This window comes from Pantoea sp. B566 (assembly GCF_024793925.1).
Lineage (GTDB): Bacteria > Pseudomonadota > Gammaproteobacteria > Enterobacterales > Enterobacteriaceae > Pantoea > Pantoea ananatis.
The window spans coordinates 1,764,768-1,786,284 of record NZ_JANUQL010000003.1; the positions used below are offsets into that span (position 1 = coordinate 1,764,768).

21 protein-coding genes and 3 tRNA genes are annotated in these 21,517 nt (G+C 54.8%); 9 read left to right on the forward strand and 15 right to left on the reverse strand.

The annotated features are described in order from the left end of the window. Window positions 1–70 precede the first annotated feature (70 nt). The 5 genes from garR to NYE92_RS09830 are packed head-to-tail and all read right to left on the reverse strand — an operon-like array spanning window position 71 to window position 5,832. Window positions 71–955: a 2-hydroxy-3-oxopropionate reductase gene (gene garR, locus NYE92_RS09810; protein WP_014594454.1), complete on the reverse strand. Its 885-nt coding sequence runs from the start codon at window positions 953–955 to the stop codon at window positions 71–73. 18 nt (window positions 956–973) lie between these two features. Continuing rightward, entirely contained in the window at window positions 974–1,744 is a 771-nt protein-coding gene (garL, locus tag NYE92_RS09815) for a 2-dehydro-3-deoxyglucarate aldolase (protein ID WP_072138263.1), read from the reverse strand. A 46-nt stretch (window positions 1,745–1,790) separates the two neighbouring features. Next, window positions 1,791–3,122: a glucarate dehydratase gene (gene gudD, locus NYE92_RS09820; protein WP_259018907.1), complete on the reverse strand. Its 1,332-nt coding sequence runs from the start codon at window positions 3,120–3,122 to the stop codon at window positions 1,791–1,793. 10 nt (window positions 3,123–3,132) lie between these two features. Next, window positions 3,133–4,479 (reverse strand): enolase C-terminal domain-like protein, encoded by a 1,347-nt coding sequence (locus NYE92_RS09825; protein ID WP_014605155.1) that lies wholly within the window; start codon window positions 4,477–4,479, stop codon window positions 3,133–3,135. Window positions 4,480–4,488: 9 nt separating this feature from the next. Beyond that, window positions 4,489–5,832, reverse strand: a complete 1,344-nt coding sequence (locus NYE92_RS09830) for an MFS transporter (RefSeq protein WP_014594458.1) — start codon at window positions 5,830–5,832, stop codon at window positions 4,489–4,491. A 511-nt stretch (window positions 5,833–6,343) separates the two neighbouring features. Here NYE92_RS09830 and garD point away from each other — a divergent pair. Continuing rightward, on the forward strand, window positions 6,344–7,903 hold the full coding sequence (garD, locus tag NYE92_RS09835; RefSeq protein ID WP_029569100.1) for a galactarate dehydratase: 1,560 nt from the start codon (window positions 6,344–6,346) through the stop codon (window positions 7,901–7,903). A 119-nt stretch (window positions 7,904–8,022) separates the two neighbouring features. On the opposite strand, the gene NYE92_RS09840 is transcribed toward garD, so the two are convergent. The 4 genes from NYE92_RS09840 to syd form a co-directional block, all read right to left on the reverse strand. Then, window positions 8,023–8,469, reverse strand: coding sequence for a flavodoxin (locus tag NYE92_RS09840; RefSeq protein ID WP_019104737.1), 447 nt, complete (start codon window positions 8,467–8,469; stop codon window positions 8,023–8,025). A 12-nt stretch (window positions 8,470–8,481) separates the two neighbouring features. Beyond that, on the reverse strand, window positions 8,482–9,261 hold the full coding sequence (truC, locus tag NYE92_RS09845; protein WP_014594461.1) for a tRNA pseudouridine(65) synthase TruC: 780 nt from the start codon (window positions 9,259–9,261) through the stop codon (window positions 8,482–8,484). Then, window positions 9,261–9,590, reverse strand: coding sequence for a YqcC family protein (locus NYE92_RS09850; RefSeq protein WP_013026961.1), 330 nt, complete (start codon window positions 9,588–9,590; stop codon window positions 9,261–9,263). Before NYE92_RS09850 ends, truC begins: the two co-directional genes overlap by 1 nt. 579 nt (window positions 9,591–10,169) lie before the next feature. Then, entirely contained in the window at window positions 10,170–10,718 is a 549-nt protein-coding gene (gene syd / locus NYE92_RS09855; protein ID WP_210452015.1) for a SecY-interacting protein, read from the reverse strand. A 61-nt stretch (window positions 10,719–10,779) separates the two neighbouring features. Here syd and queF point away from each other — a divergent pair, with 61 nt between their 5' ends. From queF to xni, 3 genes are all read left to right on the forward strand, one after another. Next, window positions 10,780–11,625 (forward strand): NADPH-dependent 7-cyano-7-deazaguanine reductase QueF, encoded by an 846-nt coding sequence (queF, locus tag NYE92_RS09860; protein WP_041455829.1) that lies wholly within the window; start codon window positions 10,780–10,782, stop codon window positions 11,623–11,625. 169 nt (window positions 11,626–11,794) lie between these two features. Continuing rightward, window positions 11,795–13,159 carry a nucleotide 5'-monophosphate nucleosidase PpnN gene (ppnN, locus tag NYE92_RS09865; RefSeq protein ID WP_014605152.1) on the forward strand — a complete coding sequence of 455 codons (1,365 nt, stop codon included), beginning with the start codon at window positions 11,795–11,797 and terminating at the stop codon, window positions 13,157–13,159. 33 nt (window positions 13,160–13,192) lie between these two features. Beyond that, window positions 13,193–13,951, forward strand: a complete 759-nt coding sequence (gene xni / locus NYE92_RS09870; RefSeq protein ID WP_072138265.1) for a flap endonuclease Xni — start codon at window positions 13,193–13,195, stop codon at window positions 13,949–13,951. Window positions 13,952–13,993: 42 nt separating this feature from the next. On the opposite strand, the gene rlmM is transcribed toward xni, so the two are convergent. The 4 genes from rlmM to NYE92_RS09890 all read right to left on the reverse strand — a co-directional run bounded on the left by rlmM (window position 13,994) and on the right by NYE92_RS09890 (window position 17,009). Continuing rightward, on the reverse strand, window positions 13,994–15,094 hold the full coding sequence (gene rlmM, locus NYE92_RS09875) for a 23S rRNA (cytidine(2498)-2'-O)-methyltransferase RlmM (protein WP_259018908.1): 1,101 nt from the start codon (window positions 15,092–15,094) through the stop codon (window positions 13,994–13,996). Beyond that, window positions 15,087–15,482, reverse strand: coding sequence for a DUF423 domain-containing protein (locus NYE92_RS09880; protein WP_014605150.1), 396 nt, complete (start codon window positions 15,480–15,482; stop codon window positions 15,087–15,089). Before NYE92_RS09880 ends, rlmM begins: the two co-directional genes overlap by 8 nt. A gap of 51 nt (window positions 15,483–15,533) precedes the next feature. Next, entirely contained in the window at window positions 15,534–16,451 is a 918-nt protein-coding gene (locus NYE92_RS09885) for a transcriptional regulator GcvA (RefSeq protein WP_014594466.1), read from the reverse strand. A gap of 336 nt (window positions 16,452–16,787) precedes the next feature. Further along, window positions 16,788–17,009, reverse strand: a complete 222-nt coding sequence (locus NYE92_RS09890; RefSeq protein WP_013026969.1) for a YgdI/YgdR family lipoprotein — start codon at window positions 17,007–17,009, stop codon at window positions 16,788–16,790. A 211-nt stretch (window positions 17,010–17,220) separates the two neighbouring features. On the opposite strand from NYE92_RS09890, the gene csdA reads away from it, so the two are divergent. Next, window positions 17,221–18,429, forward strand: a complete 1,209-nt coding sequence (gene csdA, locus NYE92_RS09895) for a cysteine desulfurase CsdA (RefSeq protein ID WP_072137135.1) — start codon at window positions 17,221–17,223, stop codon at window positions 18,427–18,429. Window positions 18,430–18,431: 2 nt separating this feature from the next. Further along, complete coding sequence (gene csdE / locus NYE92_RS09900) at window positions 18,432–18,881, forward strand: cysteine desulfurase sulfur acceptor subunit CsdE (protein ID WP_013026971.1); 450 nt, start codon at window positions 18,432–18,434, stop codon at window positions 18,879–18,881. On the opposite strand, the gene tcdA is transcribed toward csdE, so the two are convergent. Both tcdA and mltA read right to left on the reverse strand, forming a co-directional pair. Continuing rightward, window positions 18,878–19,678, reverse strand: a complete 801-nt coding sequence (tcdA, locus tag NYE92_RS09905) for a tRNA cyclic N6-threonylcarbamoyladenosine(37) synthase TcdA (protein ID WP_014594469.1) — start codon at window positions 19,676–19,678, stop codon at window positions 18,878–18,880. The genes csdE and tcdA overlap by 4 nt on opposite strands. Before the next feature lie 49 nt (window positions 19,679–19,727). Beyond that, complete coding sequence (gene mltA, locus NYE92_RS09910) at window positions 19,728–20,876, reverse strand: murein transglycosylase A (protein ID WP_259018909.1); 1,149 nt, start codon at window positions 20,874–20,876, stop codon at window positions 19,728–19,730. Between the two features lie 204 nt (window positions 20,877–21,080). Between mltA and NYE92_RS09915 the strand changes: the two genes are divergently transcribed. From NYE92_RS09915 to NYE92_RS09925, 3 genes are all read left to right on the forward strand, one after another. Next, window positions 21,081–21,157, forward strand: a tRNA-Met gene (locus NYE92_RS09915). 61 nt (window positions 21,158–21,218) lie between these two features. Beyond that, a tRNA-Met gene (locus tag NYE92_RS09920) sits at window positions 21,219–21,295 on the forward strand. 61 nt (window positions 21,296–21,356) lie between these two features. After that, window positions 21,357–21,433: transfer RNA gene (locus NYE92_RS09925), tRNA-Met, on the forward strand. The last annotated feature ends 84 nt before the right edge of the window (window positions 21,434–21,517 follow it).

Here is a 21,517-nt window from a genome sequence, read left to right on the forward strand (position 1 = left end):
AATCCAGGCGGTATTAATTAACGATCAGAGCGTGAAATCGGCCCGGCCTCCACAGAAGCCGGGCAAGGCATTAGCGAGAGATCTCAACCTTTGCTAATTTCTCATAATAGCAGGCCAGCGCGCTGTGGTCGGCACTCCCCTGTCCGTCATTACGCAACGCCTGCATCATTTCCATCACGGCCGCCGTCAGCGGCAGGTGCGCACCAAGGCTGTGCGAGGTATCCAGCGCGTTAGCCAGATCCTTGATATGTAAATCAATGCGGAAACCCGGCTTAAAGTTGCGGTCCATCACCATGGGCGCTTTGGCATCCAGCACGGTGCTGCCCGCCAGACCGCCACGAATCGCCTGATACACCAGTTCCGGACTGACGCCCGCTTTGGTCGCCAGCGACAAGGCTTCAGACATGGCGGCAATATTCAGCGCTACAATGACCTGATTTGCCAGCTTCGTCACGTTACCTGCGCCGATATCGCCGGTATGAACCACCGATCCCGCCATGGCTTTCATGATGTCGTAGCACTGGTCAAACACGGCTTTATCGCCGCCCACCATCACGGATAACGTCCCCTCAATCGCTTTGGGCTCGCCGCCGCTCACCGGCGCATCCAGCATGTGAATCTGCTTTGCTGCCAGCGCATCGTGGACTTCACGGCTCGCCAGCGGCGCAATGGAGCTCATATCGATCACAATCAGGCCCGGTTTCGCGCCATCGATAATGCCGTTTTCGCCCAGGCAAACCTCTTTCACCTGTGGGGAATTTGGCACCATGGTGATCACCACATCGCACTGTTGCGCCAGTTCTTTGGCATTCGCCGCTGTGGTCGCCCCCAGCTTCACCAGCTCAGCTTCGCTTTCTGCATTGTGATCGCGTACCACCAGTGAATAACCGGCTTTCAGCAGGTTTTTGCTCATTGGTTTGCCCATGATGCCCAGGCCAATAAAGCCAATTTTCATGTCGTTTCTCCTGGATGATTACTTTTTAAATTTGTCGCACAACGCCTGCGTGGCACTGCGGAAAACACCGAGATCGCTGCCAACGGCAACAAAGGTTGCGCCCCATTCGAGATAGCGACGGGCATCAGCTTCCACCGGTGCCAGAATGCCGCTAGGTTTGTTGGCGGCTTTTGCCCGCTCAAAGATGTGTTTGATGACCGTTAACACCTCCGGATGGGCTGGCTGCCCGAGATAGCCGAGTGCGGCAGAGAGATCGCCCGGCCCGACAAAAATGCCGTCCACGCCATCAACCGCGGCGATGGCGTCAATGTTGTCGACAGCCTGCTGGGTTTCTATTTGGACCAGCACCGAAATGTTGTCGTTGATGGTGGCGTTATAATCCGGCACCGTGCCGTACATGTTGCTGCGATGGGAAACCGACACGCCGCGAATTCCGGCAGGCGGATAGCGCGTGGAGGCCACCGCACGTCTGGCTTCGTCTTCGTTCTCGACGAAGGGAACAAGGATGTTATTAAAACCAATATCCAGCAGGCGCTTGATGATGACCGGTTCGTTACAGGGTGGACGTACCACTGGCGCGCTGCGGCTGCCCTTCAGCGCCATTAGCTGGGGAACAAACGTGGTGATATCGTTCGGTGCGTGCTCGCCATCCAGAACTAACCAGTCAAATCCGGCCAGCCCTAACACCTCGGTCGAGATGGGACTTGCCATGGCGCACCAACTGCCGATCAGGGTTTCACCTGCCAGCAGGCGGCGACGGAATTCATTTGGCCAGGCTGTATTACTCATGGTTTGACTCCTGTGGAACGGACTTCCTGAAGGAAGCCCAAAAAAGTTAACGCACCAGGCACGGACGCTTGTTATCAAACGTCCACTGTGGGATCAGGAACTGCATGGCCTGAGCATCATCACGTGCGCCAAGGCCATGCTTTTGATACAGCGCGTTAGCCTGCATGACCTGGTCCATATCCAGTTCAATGCCCAGGCCCGGTGCCTGCGGCACTGCGACCATGCCGCCTTCAATCTGGAAAGGCGTTTTCGTCAGTCGTTGATTGCCTTCCTGCCAGATCCAGTGGGTATCAATAGCGGTGATCTTGCCCGGCGCGGCAGCGGCAACGTGGGTAAACATCGCCAGTGAAATATCGAAATGATTGTTGGAGTGCGAACCCCACGTCAGGCCAAACGCGTGGCACATTTGCGCCACGTGCACGGAACCCTGCATCGTCCAGAAGTGCGGATCGGCCAGTGGGATATCCACCGACTGTAATGACAACGTGTGGCCCATTTGACGCCAGTCAGTGGCGATCATATTCGTCGCCGTCGGCAGACCGGTAGCGCGCCGGAACTCGGCCATCACTTCACGCCCCGAATAGCCCTGCTCTGCGCCACAGGGATCTTCTGCATAGGCGAGGACGTTTTTAAGCTGCTTACCCAGCGTAATGGCTTCGTCAAGCGACCAGGCACCGTTGGGATCGATAGTGACGCGCGCCTGGGGGAAGCGCTTCGCGAGTGCAGTAATCGCTTCAGCCTCATCACTGCCGCTCAGCACGCCGCCTTTAAGTTTAAAATCGTTGAACCCGTATTTTTCATAGGCCGCTTCGGCCAGCCGTACCACGGCATCCGGCGTGAGCGCTTCCTGATGGCGCAGGCGATACCAGTCGCAGGTATCGTTGTCCTGATGCTGGTATGCCAGCGAGGTCTTGTTGCGATCGCCAACGTAGAACAGATAACCCAGCATTTCGACTTTGTCGCGCTGCTGTCCGTCGCCCAATAGCGAGGCGACATTGACGCCCAGATGCTGCCCCAGCAGATCCAGCAGTGAGGCTTCGATGCCGGTGACCACGTGAATGGTGGTGCGAAGATCAAAGGTCTGATTACCTCGCCCAGCGGCATCGCGATCGGCAAAGGTGGCGCGAACCTGGCTCAGGATGTTTTTATATTCGCCAATCGTTTTGCCCACCACCAGCGCGGCAGCCTCTTCCAGGGTTTGACGAATCTTTTCGCCACCGGGGATTTCACCTACGCCGGTATGGCCTGCGTTGTCTTCAATGATCACGATATTGCGGGTGAAAAAAGGCGAATGTGCGCCGCTCAGGTTCAGTAACATGCTGTCATAGCCGGCAACCGGGATGACCTGCATGGCGGTAATTTTTGGTGTGGTATTCATCTGTTATCCCTTAAGCAGAGGCCCGGCCAAAGGCCGGCCGTTTACGGTCAAATGTCCAGCCTGGTAGCAAGTACTGCATGGCTGTGGCGTCATTACGTCCGCCCGCCGGCAGTGATTTGTAGTGTTCGTTTGCCAGGCGGAGTCGTTCCCAATCCAGTTCAATGCCCAAGCCAGGCGCATCTGGCACCGTGATTTTGCCCTGACGGATCTGCAGCGGCTCTTTTGTCAGGCGTTGATCGCCCTCCTGCCAGATCCAGTGCGTATCTATGGCGGTGGGATTACCGGGCGCGGCGGCACCGACGTGGGTGAACATCGCGAGAGAAATATCAAAGTGGTTATTCGAGTGGCAGCCCCAGGTTAAGCCCCATTCATCGCACAGTTGCGCGACCCGAACGGCGCCGCTCATCGTCCAGAAGTGTGGATCGGCCAGTGGGATATCGACAGCATTGAGCATCAGCGCATGGTTCATTTCACGCCAGTTGGTGGCGATCATGTTGGTGGCGACCGGTAATCCGGTCGCACGACGAAACTCGGCCATCACCTCGCGCCCTGAATAACCCTGCTCGGCGCCACAGGGATCTTCTGCATAGGTCAGGACATCCTGCATGCCCTTACAGAATCCGATCGCCTCGTCCAGCCACCACGCGCCGTTAGGATCGACGGTGATGCGCGCCTCGGGGAAGCGCTTTTTCAGCGCCTGCGCGGTGGCGATCTCCTGTTCGCCCGGCAGCACTCCGCCCTTGAGTTTGAAATCTTTGAAACCGTATTTATCCTGCGCCGCCTCGGCCAGCCGGACAACCGACTCGCTATTCAGCGCTTCCTGATGGCGCAGGTGATACCAGTCATGCTGCGCCTTCTCACCCGTCAGATAAGGCAAATCGGTTTTACGGCGATCGCCTAAGTAGAACAGGTAGCCTAAAACCGTCACCTCATCGCGCTGCTTACCCGGTCCAAGCAGTTCGGCGACCGGCACGCCCAGGCATTGTCCCAGAAGGTCCAGCAGTGCGGCTTCCAGTGCCGCGACCGCGTTGACGCGCAGCTCAAAGGTCCAGGCCCCTTTGCCAAAAGTCTCGAAATCGGCGGACTGATTCCCCTGATGAATCTTCTGCACCAGCCGGTTCATACGGGCGACCTGCTGACCGATCACCTGCGGCGCGGCCTCGATTAAGGTCTGATAGAGGGTTTCTCCCCCCGGTGCTTCACCCAGCCCGGTGTGTCCTGCACTGTCGGTCAGGATCACGATATTGCGCGTGAAGCGGGCATTGTGTGCCCCGCCAATGTTGAGCAGCATACTGTCGTAGCCAGCCACAGGGACCACCTGCATAGTCGTAATAACGGGCGTCGATTGCGTATTCATGCAGGCTCCTTAGCGTGTTTTCAGCTCAATGCGTTTGATGTTATCCACCAGCACCAGGTAGCTGAGTACGGCAACGAACGCGTGGATACCGACATAAACCAGCGCGCCGTTATAAGAACCGGTAGAGGCAATGATGTAGCCGATCGCGATGGGGGTAATAATGCCGGATGCATTACCGAACATATTGAACAGACCGCCGCTCAGGCCGCTAATCTCTTTCGGTGCGGTGTCCGCCATCACTGCCCATCCCAGCGCGCCAATTCCTTTACCAAAGAAGGCGGTTGCCATGAACAGCACCACGACCCAGTCCGTCTCGACATAGTTACAGACCACCATGGACGTCGAGAGCAACATGCCGAGCACAATCGGGGTTTTACGGGCGATATTGAGTGAGCCGGTTTTGCGCATCAGCCAGTCAGAGATCACCCCGCCGAGCACGCCACCGATAAAGCCGCACAGCGCAGGCACCGAGGCGACAAAGCCCGCTTTAAGGATCGACATGCCCCTTGCCTGCACCAGATAAACCGGAAACCAGGTGATAAAGAAGTAGGTCAGAGCGTTGATGCAGTACTGGCCAATGTAGACACCGATCATCATGCGCGACTGCAGCAGTTGCTTGATCTGGAACCACTTATCACTGAAGCTGACTTTTTGCTTCTCGCTTTTCTGATCCATATTGATCAGGGCGCCGCCCTCCGCCATGTAGTCCAGCTCCGCTTTGTTCACGCCGGGATGATCGCAGGGATCGTAAATCACTTTGAGCCAGATAAAGCTCAAAATAATGCCCAGCCCTCCCATAAACCAGAACACGTGCGCCCAGCCCACCGCGGAGGTCAACCAGCCCATGATGGGCGCGAAAATTACCGTCGCGAAGTATTGTGCGGAGTTGAAAATCGCCACGGCAGTGCCGCGCTCCTGAGCCGGAAACCAGGCTGCCACAATACGGCTGTTACCCGGGAATGAAGGGGCTTCCGCCAGCCCGACCATAAAGCGCAGCATAAACAGCGCCATGACGATGGTGTAGCCGCTGAACACGTCCACGAACCCCTGCAGCAGGGTAAACAACGACCAAAGAAAGATACTCCAGAAATAGACGCGCTTAGAACCAAAGCGATCCAACAGCCAGCCACCGGGGATTTGCCCAATGACATAGGCCCATGAAAAAGCAGAGAAGATAAACCCCATCCCCACGGGATCGAGGCCAATTTCTTTTGCCATGGCCGAACCCGCGATAGACAACGTGGCGCGGTCACCGTAGTTGAATGAGGTCACAATAAATAGCATGACCACTATCCAGTAACGCGCGTTCGTCCGTTTTTGTACCGCCTCCGTTGTCTGGTGATAACTACTCATGATGCACTCCTGAAATATAGCGAAAGCTACATTCGCTCTGACTGCATACACATCGCGTTGGGTATCAGAGAGATGTAGGTTAAACACGGCGATTTTTTTTAATGGCAAACCGATAATGCGTCGTGACGAATAACCTGATCGGGAAAACGGAAATCAGTATAGGAAGCGGGTTTGGGTGAGGCATTGGAACATCACCCTGGAATAAGGTGAATGAACGATGATTTTTTGGGCTAATGCATAAACTGCTGCGGGACGTTTCACGTTATTTGTAAAAAGTCGCAATAAGCACGCCCAAACAGGCGTTGATAAGCGGCTTTGTGAGAATCTTCACTTGATTTAGTAAAAAGATAATAAAACCGCGCCATCTCTCAGCCGAATATAGGTCAATTGCACAATGTGCAGGCAGTAACACCTTCTTATACTGACGGTGGCAAATACCGAACCTGTGACACCTGACGTCTCATAATGAATGCGCCGTACCAGCAAGGCGCTACGCACTGGAAGGTGAGCGATGAACCCCATTTCAAAAGAGCAGCCGCTTTACATTAAAGTTCACGAAAACGATAACGTTGCGATTGTGGTAAACAGCCAGGGGCTGACTGCGGGCACCACGTTTAAGGATGGATTAACACTAACCGAACATGTACCGCAGGGGCATAAGGTGGCGTTGGCCGCCATTCCTCAGGGTCAGCCTGTATTGCGCTATGGTGAAATTATTGGCCTTGCCGTTCGTGATATTGCCCAAGGCAGTTGGATCGATGAATCACTCATTGCGCTTCCGGACGCACCGGATTTGCAGAGTTTGCCCCTGGCGAATAACGTGCCGCCTGACTTACCGCCGCTTGAAGGTTATACCTTCGAGGGCTATCGCAACGCTGACGGCAGCGTGGGCACCCGTAACCTGTTGGGCATTACCACCAGCGTTCACTGCGTGGCGGGCGTGGTGGATTATGTGGTGCAGATGATAGAGCGTGATTTGCTGCCCCGTTATCCCAATGTGGACGGCGTGGTTGCGCTAAATCATCTCTACGGCTGCGGCGTGGCAATCAACGCGCCTGCGGCGGTTATTCCTATCCGTTCCGTCCACAACCTGGCCCTTAACGCGAATTTTGGCGGGGAGATCATGGTAGTCAGTCTGGGTTGTGAAAAATTACAACCTGAGCGCTTGTTGACCGGTACGCCCGACGTGCAGCCCATCTCGCTGGATGAGGAGGATATTGTGCGTTTGCAGGATGAGAAGCTGGTGGGCTTTGGCGCCATGGTGGATGAGATCCTCCAGGTCGCAGAGCGCCATCTGAAACGGCTTAACCAGCGCCAGCGTGAAACCTGCCCTGCCTCGGAACTGGTCGTGGGCATGCAGTGCGGCGGCAGTGATGCTTTTTCTGGCGTGACGGCGAATCCCGCGGTGGGCTTTGCTTCCGACCTGCTGGTGCGCAGCGGCGCGACCGTTATGTTCTCTGAGGTCACCGAGGTGCGCGATGCCATTCACTTACTGACACCGCGCGTGATCAATCAGGAAGTGGGTCAGCGGCTGATTGAAGAGATGGCATGGTATGACCGCTACCTTGATCAAGGCAAAACCGATCGCAGCGCCAATCCCTCACCGGGCAACAAGAAAGGTGGGCTGGCAAACGTGGTGGAAAAAGCCTTGGGTTCCATTGCCAAATCAGGCCGAAGCCCGATTGTGGAGGTTCTGTCGCCCGGACAACGTCCGACACGACGTGGACTGATTTTTGCCGCGACGCCCGCCAGCGATTTTGTGTGCGGCACGCAGCAGCTCGCCTCAGGTATCACCCTGCAGGTCTTTACCACCGGCAGAGGAACCCCGTATGGCCTGGCGGCAATCCCGGTGATAAAAATGGCTACCCGTAACGCGCTGGCCGAGCGCTGGCATGACCTGATGGACATCAATGCTGGCACGATTGCGACAGGCGAGGAAACCATTGAGCAGGTTGGCTGGCGGTTGTTTGAATTGATACTGGACATTGCCAGTGGCAGAAAGCAAACCTGGTCAGATCGCTGGGGAATTCGTAATCAGCTGGCCGTATTTAATCCCGCGCCGATAACCTGAGAAACGGGAGCGCGCAGGGCGATGACGGAACGCGCTGTACGCAGAATCCTGTTATCGTAACACCGCTGCCGCCGGTGTAATCCGAACGGCAGCGGAACAGCGTAGCAGCCTTGATCTTATCAGAGCTGCTTGCCCCACTGCTCAACCCACGGCGTGGTGACGGATTCAGGTTCTGGATGTTCCGTGGCATCAACCAGCAGAACCTCACCCACCCGTTTAGCCTGATGCTCCTGTAACAGGGCATCAAAGCGCTTACCCGCACCGCAGAAATTCTCGTAGCTGCTGTCGCCCAAGGCAATAACGCCGTAGCGCAGCCCTGGCTGGTGGCCCAGCTTGTCCTGCACGTCATGGAACAGGCCAGAAATAGTATCCGGGAAATCGCCCTGCCCGGTGGTTGATGTAATCACTAAGGCGACATCATTCGCATAGTTTTGCCATTCGGCTAACGTAGGATCTTCAAAAATCCTTACGTCATGGCCTTGCTGCTGCAATGCCGGTTCTGCTTCTTCTGCAACCAGTAATGCATTGCCATAAACGGTGCCTACAAAAATACCAATTTTCGCCATTTCTTTTCCCCTTTATTCCGTCCCGCTATCCTGACCTGAGCCAGCCATAAACTCAACCCGTGGCACATCCGGCATACAGGCCTGCCAGCCAAACTGATCCATTACCCGTTGCCAGACAAGATCAAGTCCGGCGCGAATAACCAGGGGTTCTCCCGTCACCGGGTGGCTGAGCGACAAGCTGCTGGCATGCAACATTAAACGATTTGCGCCAAAGTGTGCAGCCGCCCCCCGATTCTGACGCAAATCGCCATGGGCCGAATCGCCGATAATGGGATGGCGAAGATGAGACATATGCCGACGCAGCTGATGCTTGCGTCCGGTTTTGGGTTTGAGCTCAATCAGGCTGTAACGTGCAGTGGGATAACGACTCACTGCCACCGGCATTTCTACGGTTGCCAGTGAGGCGTAATCGGTCACCGCAGGCTGAGGCGCGCGGGGGTCGCTGACAAATTTGTCGGCAATTTTATCCAGCTCTTCGACAAGCGGATAATCCAGCCGATCGCGGCCTTCCAGCCAGCCGCGCACCACGGCATGATAGGTCTTCTCCATCTGATGATGCTCAAACTGCTGGGAAAGCAGGCGGCCCACCTCACTGGACAGGCCCATTAGCAGAACGCCCGATGTGGGGCGATCAAGCCGGTGCGCCGTGAAAACATGCTGGCCTATCTGGTCGCGTACCGTCTGCATGACAAACTGCGTTTCATGGCGATCAAGCCAGCTACGGTGGACCAGCCAACCGGCGGGTTTGTTCACCGCCACCAGCCACGCATCCTGATAAATGATCTCTAACATCAGGCAGACTCATCCTCCAGAAGGGCATCCAGCTGCTTTAACGTCAACACCAGCAGGGCACGACCGGGCTGCCCGGGCGTTAACGCCACTTCAAAATAGGGGGCGATCGCGACGTTCTTCGGCAACGGCTGCCCGGCACCAATGATGGCCTGAACGCGCGGTATCAGCACCCACTGTAACCATTCCAGCGGCTGAAGCGTATCAAGGAAGAAAGGTTGCTGGCTGGTGAACGCGTGATCGTCTGGCGCAACAGACTGCCAGAGATCGTGCTCGCGCATTATCGCTTCGACCTGTTCGAGTCGTTGCAAAATTAAGTGTTCCAGCGTCATGCTTCACCTCTGACCGGATAAAAATGGGCGGCAAGCATAACCCGCAGGCATAAAAAAAGGGAGCACTGTATTAAACAGTGCTCCCGGTTCGTTTGCAGCTTTCCCGCTACGTTAGTGCTCCCTGCTCATCCGTGACAACTTTTCCCGTGCGAATTCCATTCGCGCATCATCCTGACAAATCCTTAGCATCCAGGCCCGCCACCTCTTCTGAGGGGCTCTCATTCTCCGTCCTGGAGGTGTCCTTTAACTCAATCCAGAGTGTCCTGCTTCATCCTGAAGCCTTCCTTGTGACGTAAACTCCGTTACGTTCCGGCCTCCTGGCTACCGTCATCCTGACGGCTCCTGTTGTCCAGGACATCCTGTCCGCGAGTGATATTCTCGTCAGAAATTACTCAGAGCACAAGGTGGTAAAACGCCTTATAACGATATCTTATGAAAAGCGCTCATCAGCGCAGCTAATAAGTTAATGATTTACAATATTTTTACATCTTTCCGAAATGATCACTGCGTGAAGGATAGAGCGATCTCTCACAGAGCTTGTAAGAGATCTCTCACACCGCTGATAGCGGATATCTGCAACTAGTCACTAAGCGGTTGTAAATCATTAAGAAATGATGGGATATCAGGTGCCAGCGTCTGGCGATGTTTGCGCCCTGGGGTTTCCAGAATGACATGTCCGCTCAGGTTACACAGCGAGATAATGTTTTCTTCGGAATCCGTTGTCGCGATAAACAGCGTCGGCGCCTGCTTCAGCCGGCGCTGCATCACTAAATGACCAATCAGATTTTCCTGCAGTCGGACAAAATCCTCTTCGCTCCAGACCTGCAGAAGCGTTAACCTGATTTGGTCGTGAGTGGCGCGCATGTCTCCCGCGAACTGGTGGGTATAAAATGCGGTAATCTGCGGCTGGAGCTGGATATCCAGCGCGCGCTCAACGGCATCCAGAGACGGCGGCAGGCTAAAGGGCTGCGGTTGCCACAGCGCCTGCTCGCCACGATTTTCAATCAGGCAGGGTGAAGGAACGCCATAAAGATCGCTACTGGCCGGTGCATGGCCATTATTCTGCTGCCAGTGCAGACAGTATCGGGTGGTAAAATCAGTTAACGCTTCAGCCGTTTGCTGCATCATTCAAATTCTCACTTCTGATAGGTTACACTTACTCACTTTGATGACCTCAGTGGTAACCGTTATGTCTTCTTATCAGCCGGATCCGGCGCTCAGCAACCTGACGCTTGGCAAGCCCACAGCTTATCACGATCGCTACGACAACAGCTTATTACAGGCCGTTCCGCGCAGCATGAACCGCGAACCACTCGGCCTTTATCCTGATAACCTGCCTTTTACGGGAGGCGATATCTGGACGCTATATGAACTCTCCTGGCTCAACAGCAAAGGCGTTCCGCAGGTGGCGGTTGGCGAAGTGGTGCTAGACGCCCACAGTCGTAATCTTATCGAGTCCAAGAGTTTCAAACTCTATCTTAACAGCTTTAACCAGACGCGGTTCGCAGACTGGGGCGAGGTGCGCCAGACGCTGGAGCAGGATCTGCGTGTCTGTGCCGAAGGCGAGGTGCGCGTCGCGCTGTTTCGGTTAAATGAAATTGAAGGTCAACCTGTGGGACACTTTGCAGGCTACTGCATAGATGAGCAGGATATCGAAATTGAAGATTATGCCTTCAATGCCGATTATCTGATTAACGCAGCCGGTGAGGAACAGGTGGAAGAAACGCTGGTCAGTCACCTGCTTAAGTCCAACTGTCTGATCACGAATCAGCCTGACTGGGGCTCGGTGATGATTCGCTATAAGGGCCCACGGCTCGATCGCGAAGCGCTGCTGCGCTACATCATTTCATTTCGTCAACATAATGAGTTTCATGAACAGTGCGTTGAGCGTATCTTCAATGACCTGATGCGTTTTTGTCAGCCCGAACAGCTCACCGTTTACGCGCGTTATACGCGTCGGGGCGGACTGGATATTAATCCATGGCGTAGTAATGTGCCCTTTACGCCGGGTCATTCTCGTCTGGTTCGTCAGTAGTTTGCGAGGTATTTCTCAGGCTGCCGGTCAACTATAGCGTTCCACTTGAGTCAGCCCTGCCGACAAGGCTACTCTGGGCAAGGCGGCATACAGTGGATTGCCAACCAGGGATTTTCGTCACTGCATTTGCAGTGTCAGCCATCACCCCAGCGGGTGCAAAGGAGTTCATTTGATTACACATGTCAGCCCTCTTGGCTCTATGGATCTGCTCTCCCAACTGGAAGTAGATATGCTGAAGCGCACAGCCAGCAGCGATTTATATCAACTTTTCCGTAACTGCTCGCTCGCCGTGCTCAATTCTGGCAGCCAGACTGACAGCAGCCACGAGCTCCTGTCCCGCTTTGAGAACTTCGATATTAACGTGCTGCGCCGCGAGCGCGGCATCAAGCTTGAACTGATCAATCCCCCCGAAGAGGCCTTTGTTGACGGCCATATTATTCGTTCACTGCAGGCTAACCTGTTTGCCGTGCTGCGCGATATCCTGTTTGTTAACGGCCAGTTAGCCAGTTCCGGCCGGTTACCCTGCGCAGAAGACAACGACTCGGTCATGATTACCAACACCGTGTTTTCTATTCTGCGTAATGCCCGGGCATTACACGTGGGCGAATATCCCAATACCGTTGTCTGTTGGGGCGGCCACTCGATTAACGCGGTGGAATACCAGTACTGTCGTAACGTCGGTACGCAGTTGGGCCTGCGTGAACTGAATATTTGTACCGGCTGTGGCCCGGGCGTGATGGAAGCGCCCATGAAGGGGGCGGCGGTAGGCCATGCACAGCAACGCTACCGCGACAGCCGCTTTATCGGTTTAACCGAGCCGTCGATTATCGCGGCTGAACCGCCTAACCCGCTGGTGAACGAACTGATCATCATGCCGGACATCGAAAAACGTCTGGAAGCCTTTGTACGCATTGCACATGGCATCATTATTTTCCCTGGCGGCGTGGGGACGGCAGAGGAGTTTCTTTACCTGCTGGGCATTCTGATGAATCCGCAAAATGAGCATCAGGTTCTGCCGCTCATTCTGACCGGGCCGAAAGAAAGCGCCGACTATTTCCGTGTGCTGGATGACTTTATTGTCAGCACGCTCGGGGAGCAGGCACGTAAGCATTATCAGATCATTATTGATGATGCCGCCGAGGTGGCCCGCCTGATGAGAAAAGCGATGCCGCAGGTGAAAGAACACCGCCGCGAAACGGGTGATGCCTATAGCTTTAACTGGTCTATCCGCATCGCGCAGGATTTGCAGGTGCCCTTTATGCCAACGCATGAAAATATGGCCAATCTCAATCTCTACACTAACCAGCCGCCGGAAAAACTGGCAGCCGACCTGCGCCGGGCGTTCTCGGGCATTGTGGCAGGTAACGTTAAAGAGATGGGCATCCGTGAGATCCGGGAAAAAGGCCCTTATAAACTGCACGGTGATGCCGACATCATGCACCGCATGGATGAACTGCTACAGGGCTTTGTGGCGCAGCAGCGTATGAAACTGCCAGGTACTGCCTATATCCCGTGCTACGAAATCATTAAGTAAATCAGGAGGCAGCCGCCGGGCTGCCCGTACCTTATGTCACATCACTTACTTATTGTTGATGCACTCAATCTCATTCGCCGCCTTCACGCCGTTCAAGGCTCTCCCTGTGTGGACGGCTGCGTGGCGGCATTGCGCCAGCTTCTCGGCCACACGCGTCCTTCTCACGTTGTGGCCGTGTTTGACGGTGAAGCGCGCCATCAGGGATGGCGGCATCAGCTGCTGCCCGACTATAAAAGCGGTCGCCCGCCCATGCCGGAAGATTTGCAGGCTGAAATGCCCGCTTTGCAGGCGGCGTTTCGGGCCGCGGGCGTGAGCTGCTGGATTGCCGAACAGGATGAAGCCGACGATCTGGCGGCCACGCTGGCGGTAAAAATGGCGCGGGCGGGCCATCAGGCCACTATCGTTTCCACCGACAAAGGCTACTGTCAGCTACTGGCGCCGGACATTCGCATCCGCGATTATTTTCAGAAGCGCTGGCTGGATTTGCCGTTTATTGAAACGGAGTTTGGCGTTGCGCCCACTGTGCTGCCCGACTACTGGGGATTATGCGGCATCAGCAGCAGTAAAATCCCGGGTATCGCGGGCATCGGCCCCAAAAGCGCCCGGGAACTGCTGCAGCAGTTTGGCTCACTGGAATCGCTTTACCAACAGTTGGATCAGGTCCCCACCAAATGGCGCAATAAACTGCAGACAGGGCAAGAGATGGCGTTCATCAGCCGCGACGTCGCCCGGCTGAAACAGGATTTGGTGCTGGAAGGAAATCTGAATTTACTGCGTTACAGCGGTGACTAGCATGGTCAACCGATCGGGCACCATCGCGCCCGATCGGTTCGATTAGCGCTCGTCGCGACGGCCACCGACCGCGGCCCAGATACGACGAATATGCACCGTTACTTCTTCACGATCGTGGTAGAGCTGGCGTGCGCGAATTTGCGCATTAATACCCTTTTCCGTGAGGCGCTGCTCAATCATGGCCAGATTCTGCGTGACTTCTTCATACCGCTTCTTCATGGGCAGCTTCAGGTTGAAAATGGCCTCACGACACCAGCCATTCACCAGCCAGTCCGCCATCAGATTGGCCACGCGAGCCGGTTTTTCCACCATGTCGCAGACCAGCCAGCTGATATTGGTGCGCGGTGGGCGGAAGCGGAAACCGTCTTCGCGTTCGTGAAAGACCTGTCCGGTATCCATCAGACTCGGTGCCATGGGGCCGTTATCCACGGCGTAGACCATCATGCTGCGCTGTACCAGCTGATACGTCCAGCCGCCAGGGCAGGCGCCCAGATCCACCGCATACATGCCGCTGGCTAACCGCTCATCCCACTCGTCGGCGGGCACAAAAACGTGGAAAGCCTCTTCCAGCTTAAGCGTTGAACGGCTTGGCGCATCAGAGGGAAACTTAAGACGCGGAATGCCCATATAAAAGGGGGAATTGTTTTCTGGCAGCGAATAGCCCACGTAACAGGTACCGGGAGCAATAAAGAACACGTGCACGACCGGGCGTTTTGGGCTCTCGTAATTAAGCAGAATTTTGCTCTCACGCAGGCTGGCACGTAGGGGAACGGTAAACTTGCGGCAGAATTTGGTGAGCTCTTTTGCTTCATTGGTGTCAGGCACCTCAACACGCAGCTCGCCGCCTTTCTCGACCACACCGCTCAACATGCCAACGATAGGCGAAATACGATCGTCCTGAAGCAAGTCACGCAGCAGCTCGCCGACAACCAGCATCTGGCGGGCGAAAATCAGGGTTTCAAATGGCAGTTCCCGAATCAGCCTTTCCGCATCGGGCTGCTGATAGCATTCAAACAGCACATAACCGGCATCTTCTTTTACCCGTGGAAAGCCGTAGACGTTACGCTCTGCGGCTTTCGCACTAATCTCTGCCGCACACTCTTTTTCAAAGCCGGAGCGGCAATACAGTAAAACTTTATTCATGGCGTTCTGCCTTGGTTTTAAGACGCAGTGCGCCAATCAACATCAATAGCCAGCCGACGAGGAAGAATAGGCCTCCGACTGGCGTGATAAATACAAAAAACGTTAAATGCGACAGCGCCAGTGAATAGAGGCTGCCGCTAAATAATACGGTTCCCAGCGCCATAGACGCACTGCTCCAGTAAAACCAGATGTTACAGCGATACAGCATTGCCGCACCCAGCCCCAGTACAGCCAGCGTATGGTAAGCCTGATATTCCAGCCCGGTGTGAATCCAGGCCATTTCAGTGGCTCCCAGCGTTTTGTTCAACACGTGAGCACCAAAAGCACCAAATGCCACCAGGAAAAAGCCGCTGATGGCCGCAAAAATAAACATGGCACGTCTGGACATCAATCTATCCTCAAGGTGCGTTTGCAGGTCCCTGCAAAAAAAATCAAAAAGTTACTGATCATAACGAAAGCGGAATTTTTCTTGTTCGGTTGCCGCTTTAGCGAGGATCCACTGTCGAAAGGCGGCTATTTTACCCAGTTCTGCCTGGCTGTCATGACAAACCAGATAAAAAGCATTTTTGCTCACTAAAACGTCATTAAACGGACAAATCAACCGCCCCGCTTCGATTTCGCTCTGCGCCATAACGTTATTGGCCAATGCCACGCCCTGACCATGAATCGCCGCCTGCAACACCATGGCGCTGTGACTGAAGATGGGGCCCTGTTGAACGTTGATATGCTGAACGCCGAGCTGGCGAATATAGGATTGCCAGTCACGACGCGACGCATCATGCAGCAGAGTAAAGCGAGCAAGATCCATAGGGGTTTTAAGCGGATTTTCCCCGGTCATCAACGCCGGAGAACAGACCGGCAGCAGGTATTCTGCGTAGAGTTTTTCCACCCGTAACCCAGGCCAGTTGCCCCGACCATAGAAAATCGCCACGTCCACATCGTCGGCCAGTTTCTCCTCATCGCGGTCAACGGCCTGGATACGGACATCGATTCCCGGATAAGCCAGATTAAAGCTGGAGAGGCGCGGCACGAGCCATTGAATGGCAAAACTCGGCAGTAAACTGACCGTGAGCGCGCCTTTGGCACTGCGTGCCTGCAGCTTGCGCGTGGCTTCATTCAGGGCAGAGAAGATTTCTTTAATGTCCAGATAGTAGCTTTGCCCCTCTTCCGTGAGCAAAAGCGAACGATTCCTCCGCCTGAACAGCTTTAATCCCAGAAAATCTTCCAGTGATTTAATCTGATGGCTGACGGCAGCCTGGGTGACAAACAGCTCTTCAGCCGCTTTGGTAAAGCTTAAATGGCGTGCTGCGGCATCGAAAACCCGCAGTGCATTAAGGGGAGGAAGACGTTTTGACATGGTTATCCATAGCCAGCCTGGCAAAAAATACGCGAACTAATACAAAGGCTTTACGTATTAGAATTTATAATCCGAGACATTATAAATTGTCCGTTGATGAAGCTCCAGCAAATACCTATAGTTGCGCTACTTCCTGAGCCGGAACGAAAAGTTTTTAGATTTGTGAGTGAGTTCGCAGATTTTCTGAAAGCTTTTGGCTTGTGGTCGTGATGTTGTGTTTGCAATTTTGGTCTGACCTTTACAGATCAAGCTTTTTTAATTCCTGTAGATTTACCCTGTCTGTCCATTGTGATATTGAGTAGCACCGCAAATTGCGGTGCTTTTTTTATGGGCTGATTACTTCATTTCAACCATTTCTTTCACATCTGAACGGTTAATCTGCTGCTCATTGCCATTCGCATCTTTATAGCTGATCATACCGGTGTCAGTATCGACCTTTGGTTTGCCTTCAGCGACGATAGTGCGTCCATCATTGGTATGCATCACGTAGTTGCTTGAACAGGCAGCCAGGGTAAAGGCCATTGTACAAATGGCCAGCATTGCGGCGAGTTTTTTCATCTTCTATCTCCTTGCAGATTGATTGCACCAAACCCCCCGCGTTACGCTGACCAAAGAAACGGTCAAGTGCGATCGACTGTAAGTAGGTCGTCTCGCCATGCGGGTTAAGTTTATACCTTGCAATACTCAGCATAACCCGCTTTTCCAGCTTTGCCAGACAGACAGCCATCTTTCAGCCTGGACCTGAAAATTAACAACCTGTGAGCCACGTATGAGCGCCTTCAACCCTTCTTCATTTCGTCAGCAGTTTCCTGCGCTAAACGATGCCGGTGTCTATCTTGACAGTGCCGCCACCATGCTGAAACCGCAGACGGTGATAGACGCGACGCAGCAATTCTACAGCCTGAGCGCTGGCACCGTTCACCGGAGCCAGTTTGCTGCTGCCCGCCAGTTAACGGAGCAGTACGAACAGGCGCGTGGCATGGTGGCACACTGGCTGAATGCCGCCAGCGATCGCCAGATCGTATGGACGCGCGGCACCACTGATGCGATAAACCTGGTGGCGCATGGCTGGTTAGCGCCGCGTTTACAGCCTGGCGATGAGATAATTGTCAGTGAGGCAGAACATCATGCGAATCTGGTGCCCTGGCTGATGGTTGCGCAGGCCAGCGGCGCGCGGGTGGTGAAATGGCCGATTGGTGCCGATCGCCTGCCGGATATCTCACTGCTGCCTGCGCTGATTAACAACCGGACCCGGCTGCTGGCGGTCGGGCAGATGTCTAACGTGACCGGCGGCTGTCCCGATCTAGCGCAGGCCATTGCGCTGGCCCACGCAGCAGGCGCAAAAGTCATGGTGGATGGCGCTCAGGGCGTGGTGCATTGCCCACCGGATGTGCAGGCGCTGGATATTGATTTTTATGCTTTTTCCGGCCACAAGCTCTACGGGCCAATGGGCATTGGCGTGCTGTACGGAAAAGCGGAACAGCTGGAAGAGATGCTTCCCTTACAGGGCGGCGGAAAGATGCTGACACAGGTCGATTTTACCGGCTTTACGCCGCAGCCCGTTCCCTGGCGTTTCGAGGCGGGCACACCCAACGTTGCTGGCGTTACCGGGTTAAGCGCCGCCCTCGGCTGGCTGAAGCAGTTGGATATGCGCAAAGCCGAGATGTGGAGCCAGCAGCTTGCCAGCCTGGCCGAGGAGCAACTGGCTGAACTGCCCGGCTTTCGTAGCTTCCGCTGTGGCAGTGCCAGCCTGCTGGCCTTCGACATTCAAGGCATTCATCACAGCGACATCGTGACGCTTCTGGCCGAGCACGGTATCGCCCTGCGGGCGGGTCAGCATTGCGCTCAGCCATTGATGGCGGCATTAGGCGTTGACGGCACGCTGCGCGTTTCGTTTGCACCTTATAATAATCTTCAGGATGTCGATGCCCTGCTGCGCGCCATGCGCAGCGCCATCGATCTGTTATCGGAGTTTTAATGATGAACGCACCGCTGTTAGCGCCTCACCCGTTCGGCGCTGAAATCACCACGGCTGATTTACAGGCTACCTTCTCCCGCTTTCATCAGTGGGAAGATCGCTACCGGCAGCTGATTTTACTGGGACGGCAGTTACCCGGGTTGCCTGACGCGTTAAAAACAGCGGATATCGAACTGAGCGGCTGCGAAAACCGCGTCTGGTTCGGCAGTCAACTGGGAGAGAAGGGTACCCTGCACTTCTATGGAGACAGCGAAGGTCGTATCGTGCGCGGTCTGCTGGCCGTGTTGCTAACCGCCGTTGAAGGCAAGACGCCAGCTCAGTTGCTGGCGTCCGATCCGCTCGATCTGTTTGAGGCGCTGGGCCTGCGCGCTCAGCTTAGCGCATCACGCAGCAGTGGCCTGAAAGCGCTGGCTGACGCCGTGCGGCAGAGCGCCCAACGGTATCAGGGTTAAGCCTGGCGCGCCGCGCGCGCCAGAAACTTCTTCAGGGCATGGGATACCGCAACAAAGCCGAAGGTGGCCGTCACCATCGTTGCCGCGCCAAACCCGGATTCGCAGTCCATTCTTTTCGGCCCTTCTGCCGTACTGCGTGAGGCGCAAACCGTGCCATCCGCCTGCGGATAAACCAGCGCCTCAGTAGAAAATACGCAGTCGATGCCCAGCTTGCCTTTGCTGTTCTTCACGACACCAAACTGTTTAAGGCGCTCGCGCAGTTTGGCCGCAAGCGGATCCTGGATCGTTTTGGCTAAATCGGTGACCTGAATTTGTGTCGGATCGATCTGGCCGCCTGCGCCACCGGTAGTGACCAGCGGGATCTTGTTGCGCCGACACCAGGCAATCAGCGCGGCTTTGGGCCGCACGCTATCAATGGCATCAATCACGTAATCGATATCGCCCGTCAGCAGGGTCGCCGTGTTTTCCGGCGTAATAAAATCATCAATGCACACCACTTCACAATCAGGATTAATGGCGCGCAGGCGATCCGCCATGACTTCCGTCTTGGCTTTACCCACGTTGCCATGGATCGCATGTATCTGACGATTGGTATTGGTGATGCAGACATCGTCCATATCGATCAGGGTAATCCTGCCGATACCGGTGCGTACCAATGCCTCTGCAGCCCAGGAACCTACGCCACCAATCCCAATGACGCAGAAATGCGCATCCGCAAACCGCTGCAGAGCCTGCTGGCCATAAAGACGTGCCGTGCCACCAAAGCGCTGGTGCCAGGCATCGTTTAACACTTTCATAGTCAAACCTGTTACAGAGTGCGGGCCAGAACGCCCGCCACATCAAAAATTAGTTAGCACCCAACAACAGGGTGCCGTTGTTGCCGCCCTGCGCATTGCTGAACAGCGGCTGACCGGCGCCAAGGGCAGATTTAAGCACCCATACGCGTCCATAATGGTTATAGAAACCGGCAAGATGAGCGGCATCCGGGCCCACGCCCTGATAAATGTCGAAGTGCTGGCCTTTGATGGCACCGCCAACATCCAGCGCCACCATCATTCGCATCTCATATTTACCGTTAAATTTCCCTTTTTCATTTAACTGCGGCACTTCTGCCAGCAACACCGTTCCGGCAGGAATCAGTGAGCGGTCTGATGCCACAGAAGCTTTCGCCACCAAAGGTACAGCGCTGGCACCGCGCACCGGCACATAGTCTTCAGGTTTGAAAAACACAAATGAAGGGTTGGTTTCTAACAGCGCACGCACTTCCTGCGGAGAATGCTCCTCAGCCCACTGGCGAATCGCCTGCATGGACATGTCTTCTCGCTTCACTTCGCCACGATCGATCAGCTCTTTACCGATGCTATGATAGCCCCAGCCGTTTTTTCCGCCATAACCAAAAAAGCGCATTGGACGCCCGTCGCCAAAATCAACGTAGCCGCTCCCCTGTACGTCCATAATAAAGTTATCGATGAGTGAATTACTCCAGGCAATCACATAGCGATCGTCCAACCCACCACTATATATAGAAGCACGGCTTGGCAGCTTTTGTCCGCGCTTACGTGGCGGCATCCGGTAAATGGGATACTGGAACTCACCCTGACGGGTGTAACGTGCCTCAACGACTGGCGTGTAGTACCCGGTGAACTGCACGTTGCCGTAATTGTCTGTGCCTTCCATCTGAAACGCGTCCAGACCAAACTGGCGCAGCTGGCGCGTATCGCCGCCGGCTATCAGCCAGTTTTCTACCGCACTGTAAGTACTGTTGTTACGGAGAAACAGGCCAGAGGAGGCAGACTGAATCTGCCTGACCTGTTCACCAAAGTCCCGGCCGTTAACCGGGCGGCCTTTAGCATTAGGTTGATTGACCAGCGCAAGGGGCTGATCCAGTTTGCCGTCTTTATATTGCTGACCCCGATCGGTTGGCTTACCGCTACAGCCAGCCAGCAGCGCTAAAAATGCGCCAGTAAGTGCGTACTTCGCCCAACGTCCTTTCATCTTCATCTCTTTTTATAACTGTTCGCCACGCGACGATAGCAAAGCCGTCATCAGAATGAAATCCATCCTGTTTCGTCATAACGGATATCGGCGCAATAAATCACCAAATGGAGGAATCCTTCATCAATTAACAGCAAATTTAGCCTTTTAGGGCAAAAAGGGGTTGCAACAATCATCGTGCGGAGTATAGTGCGCATCCACGGACGCGGGGTGGAGCAGCCTGGTAGCTCGTCGGGCTCATAACCCGAAGGTCGTCGGTTCAAATCCGGCCCCCGCAACCAATTCTTCTGTGATTTTGCTCATACAGAAGAGACAATGTGAAAGTCGCTATGCGCAATCGGACGCGGGGTGGAGCAGCCTGGTAGCTCGTCGGGCTCATAACCCGAAGGTCGTCGGTTCAAATCCGGCCCCCGCAACCAATTCTTCTGTGATTTTGCTCATACAGAAGAGACAATGTGAAAGTCGCTATGCGCAATCGGACGCGGGGTGGAGCAGCCTGGTAGCTCGTCGGGCTCATAACCCGAAGGTCGTCGGTTCAAATCCGGCCCCCGCAACCACTTTAAACACCTGAAAGGGTGTTTTTTTGTTTCTGAAATTCGCTCAACCGCCAGTGTAGTCACCTCTCCTTCTCTTCCTCTTTT

Excerpts from the sequence above, each read along its gene's own strand:
- garR (WP_014594454.1), bottom strand. The coding sequence starts at position 955 with ATGAAAATTGGCTTTATTGGCCTGGGCATCATGGGCAAACCAATGAGC.
- garL (WP_072138263.1), bottom strand. The coding sequence starts at position 1,744 with ATGAGTAATACAGCCTGGCCAAATGAATTCCGTCGCCGCCTGCTGGCA.
- gudD (WP_259018907.1), bottom strand. The coding sequence starts at position 3,122 with ATGAATACCACACCAAAAATTACCGCCATGCAGGTCATCCCGGTTGCC.
- NYE92_RS09825 (WP_014605155.1), bottom strand. The coding sequence starts at position 4,479 with ATGAATACGCAATCGACGCCCGTTATTACGACTATGCAGGTGGTCCCT.
- NYE92_RS09830 (WP_014594458.1), bottom strand. The coding sequence starts at position 5,832 with ATGAGTAGTTATCACCAGACAACGGAGGCGGTACAAAAACGGACGAAC.
- garD (WP_029569100.1), top strand. The coding sequence starts at position 6,344 with ATGAACCCCATTTCAAAAGAGCAGCCGCTTTACATTAAAGTTCACGAA.
- NYE92_RS09840 (WP_019104737.1), bottom strand. The coding sequence starts at position 8,469 with ATGGCGAAAATTGGTATTTTTGTAGGCACCGTTTATGGCAATGCATTA.
- truC (WP_014594461.1), bottom strand. The coding sequence starts at position 9,261 with ATGTTAGAGATCATTTATCAGGATGCGTGGCTGGTGGCGGTGAACAAA.
- NYE92_RS09850 (WP_013026961.1), bottom strand. The coding sequence starts at position 9,590 with ATGACGCTGGAACACTTAATTTTGCAACGACTCGAACAGGTCGAAGCG.
- syd (WP_210452015.1), bottom strand. The coding sequence starts at position 10,718 with ATGATGCAGCAAACGGCTGAAGCGTTAACTGATTTTACCACCCGATAC.
- queF (WP_041455829.1), top strand. The coding sequence starts at position 10,780 with ATGTCTTCTTATCAGCCGGATCCGGCGCTCAGCAACCTGACGCTTGGC.
- xni (WP_072138265.1), top strand. The coding sequence starts at position 13,193 with ATGTCACATCACTTACTTATTGTTGATGCACTCAATCTCATTCGCCGC.
- rlmM (WP_259018908.1), bottom strand. The coding sequence starts at position 15,094 with ATGAATAAAGTTTTACTGTATTGCCGCTCCGGCTTTGAAAAAGAGTGT.
- NYE92_RS09880 (WP_014605150.1), bottom strand. The coding sequence starts at position 15,482 with ATGTCCAGACGTGCCATGTTTATTTTTGCGGCCATCAGCGGCTTTTTC.
- NYE92_RS09885 (WP_014594466.1), bottom strand. The coding sequence starts at position 16,451 with ATGTCAAAACGTCTTCCTCCCCTTAATGCACTGCGGGTTTTCGATGCC.
- NYE92_RS09890 (WP_013026969.1), bottom strand. The coding sequence starts at position 17,009 with ATGAAAAAACTCGCCGCAATGCTGGCCATTTGTACAATGGCCTTTACC.
- csdA (WP_072137135.1), top strand. The coding sequence starts at position 17,221 with ATGAGCGCCTTCAACCCTTCTTCATTTCGTCAGCAGTTTCCTGCGCTA.
- csdE (WP_013026971.1), top strand. The coding sequence starts at position 18,432 with ATGAACGCACCGCTGTTAGCGCCTCACCCGTTCGGCGCTGAAATCACC.
- tcdA (WP_014594469.1), bottom strand. The coding sequence starts at position 19,678 with ATGAAAGTGTTAAACGATGCCTGGCACCAGCGCTTTGGTGGCACGGCA.
- mltA (WP_259018909.1), bottom strand. The coding sequence starts at position 20,876 with ATGAAAGGACGTTGGGCGAAGTACGCACTTACTGGCGCATTTTTAGCG.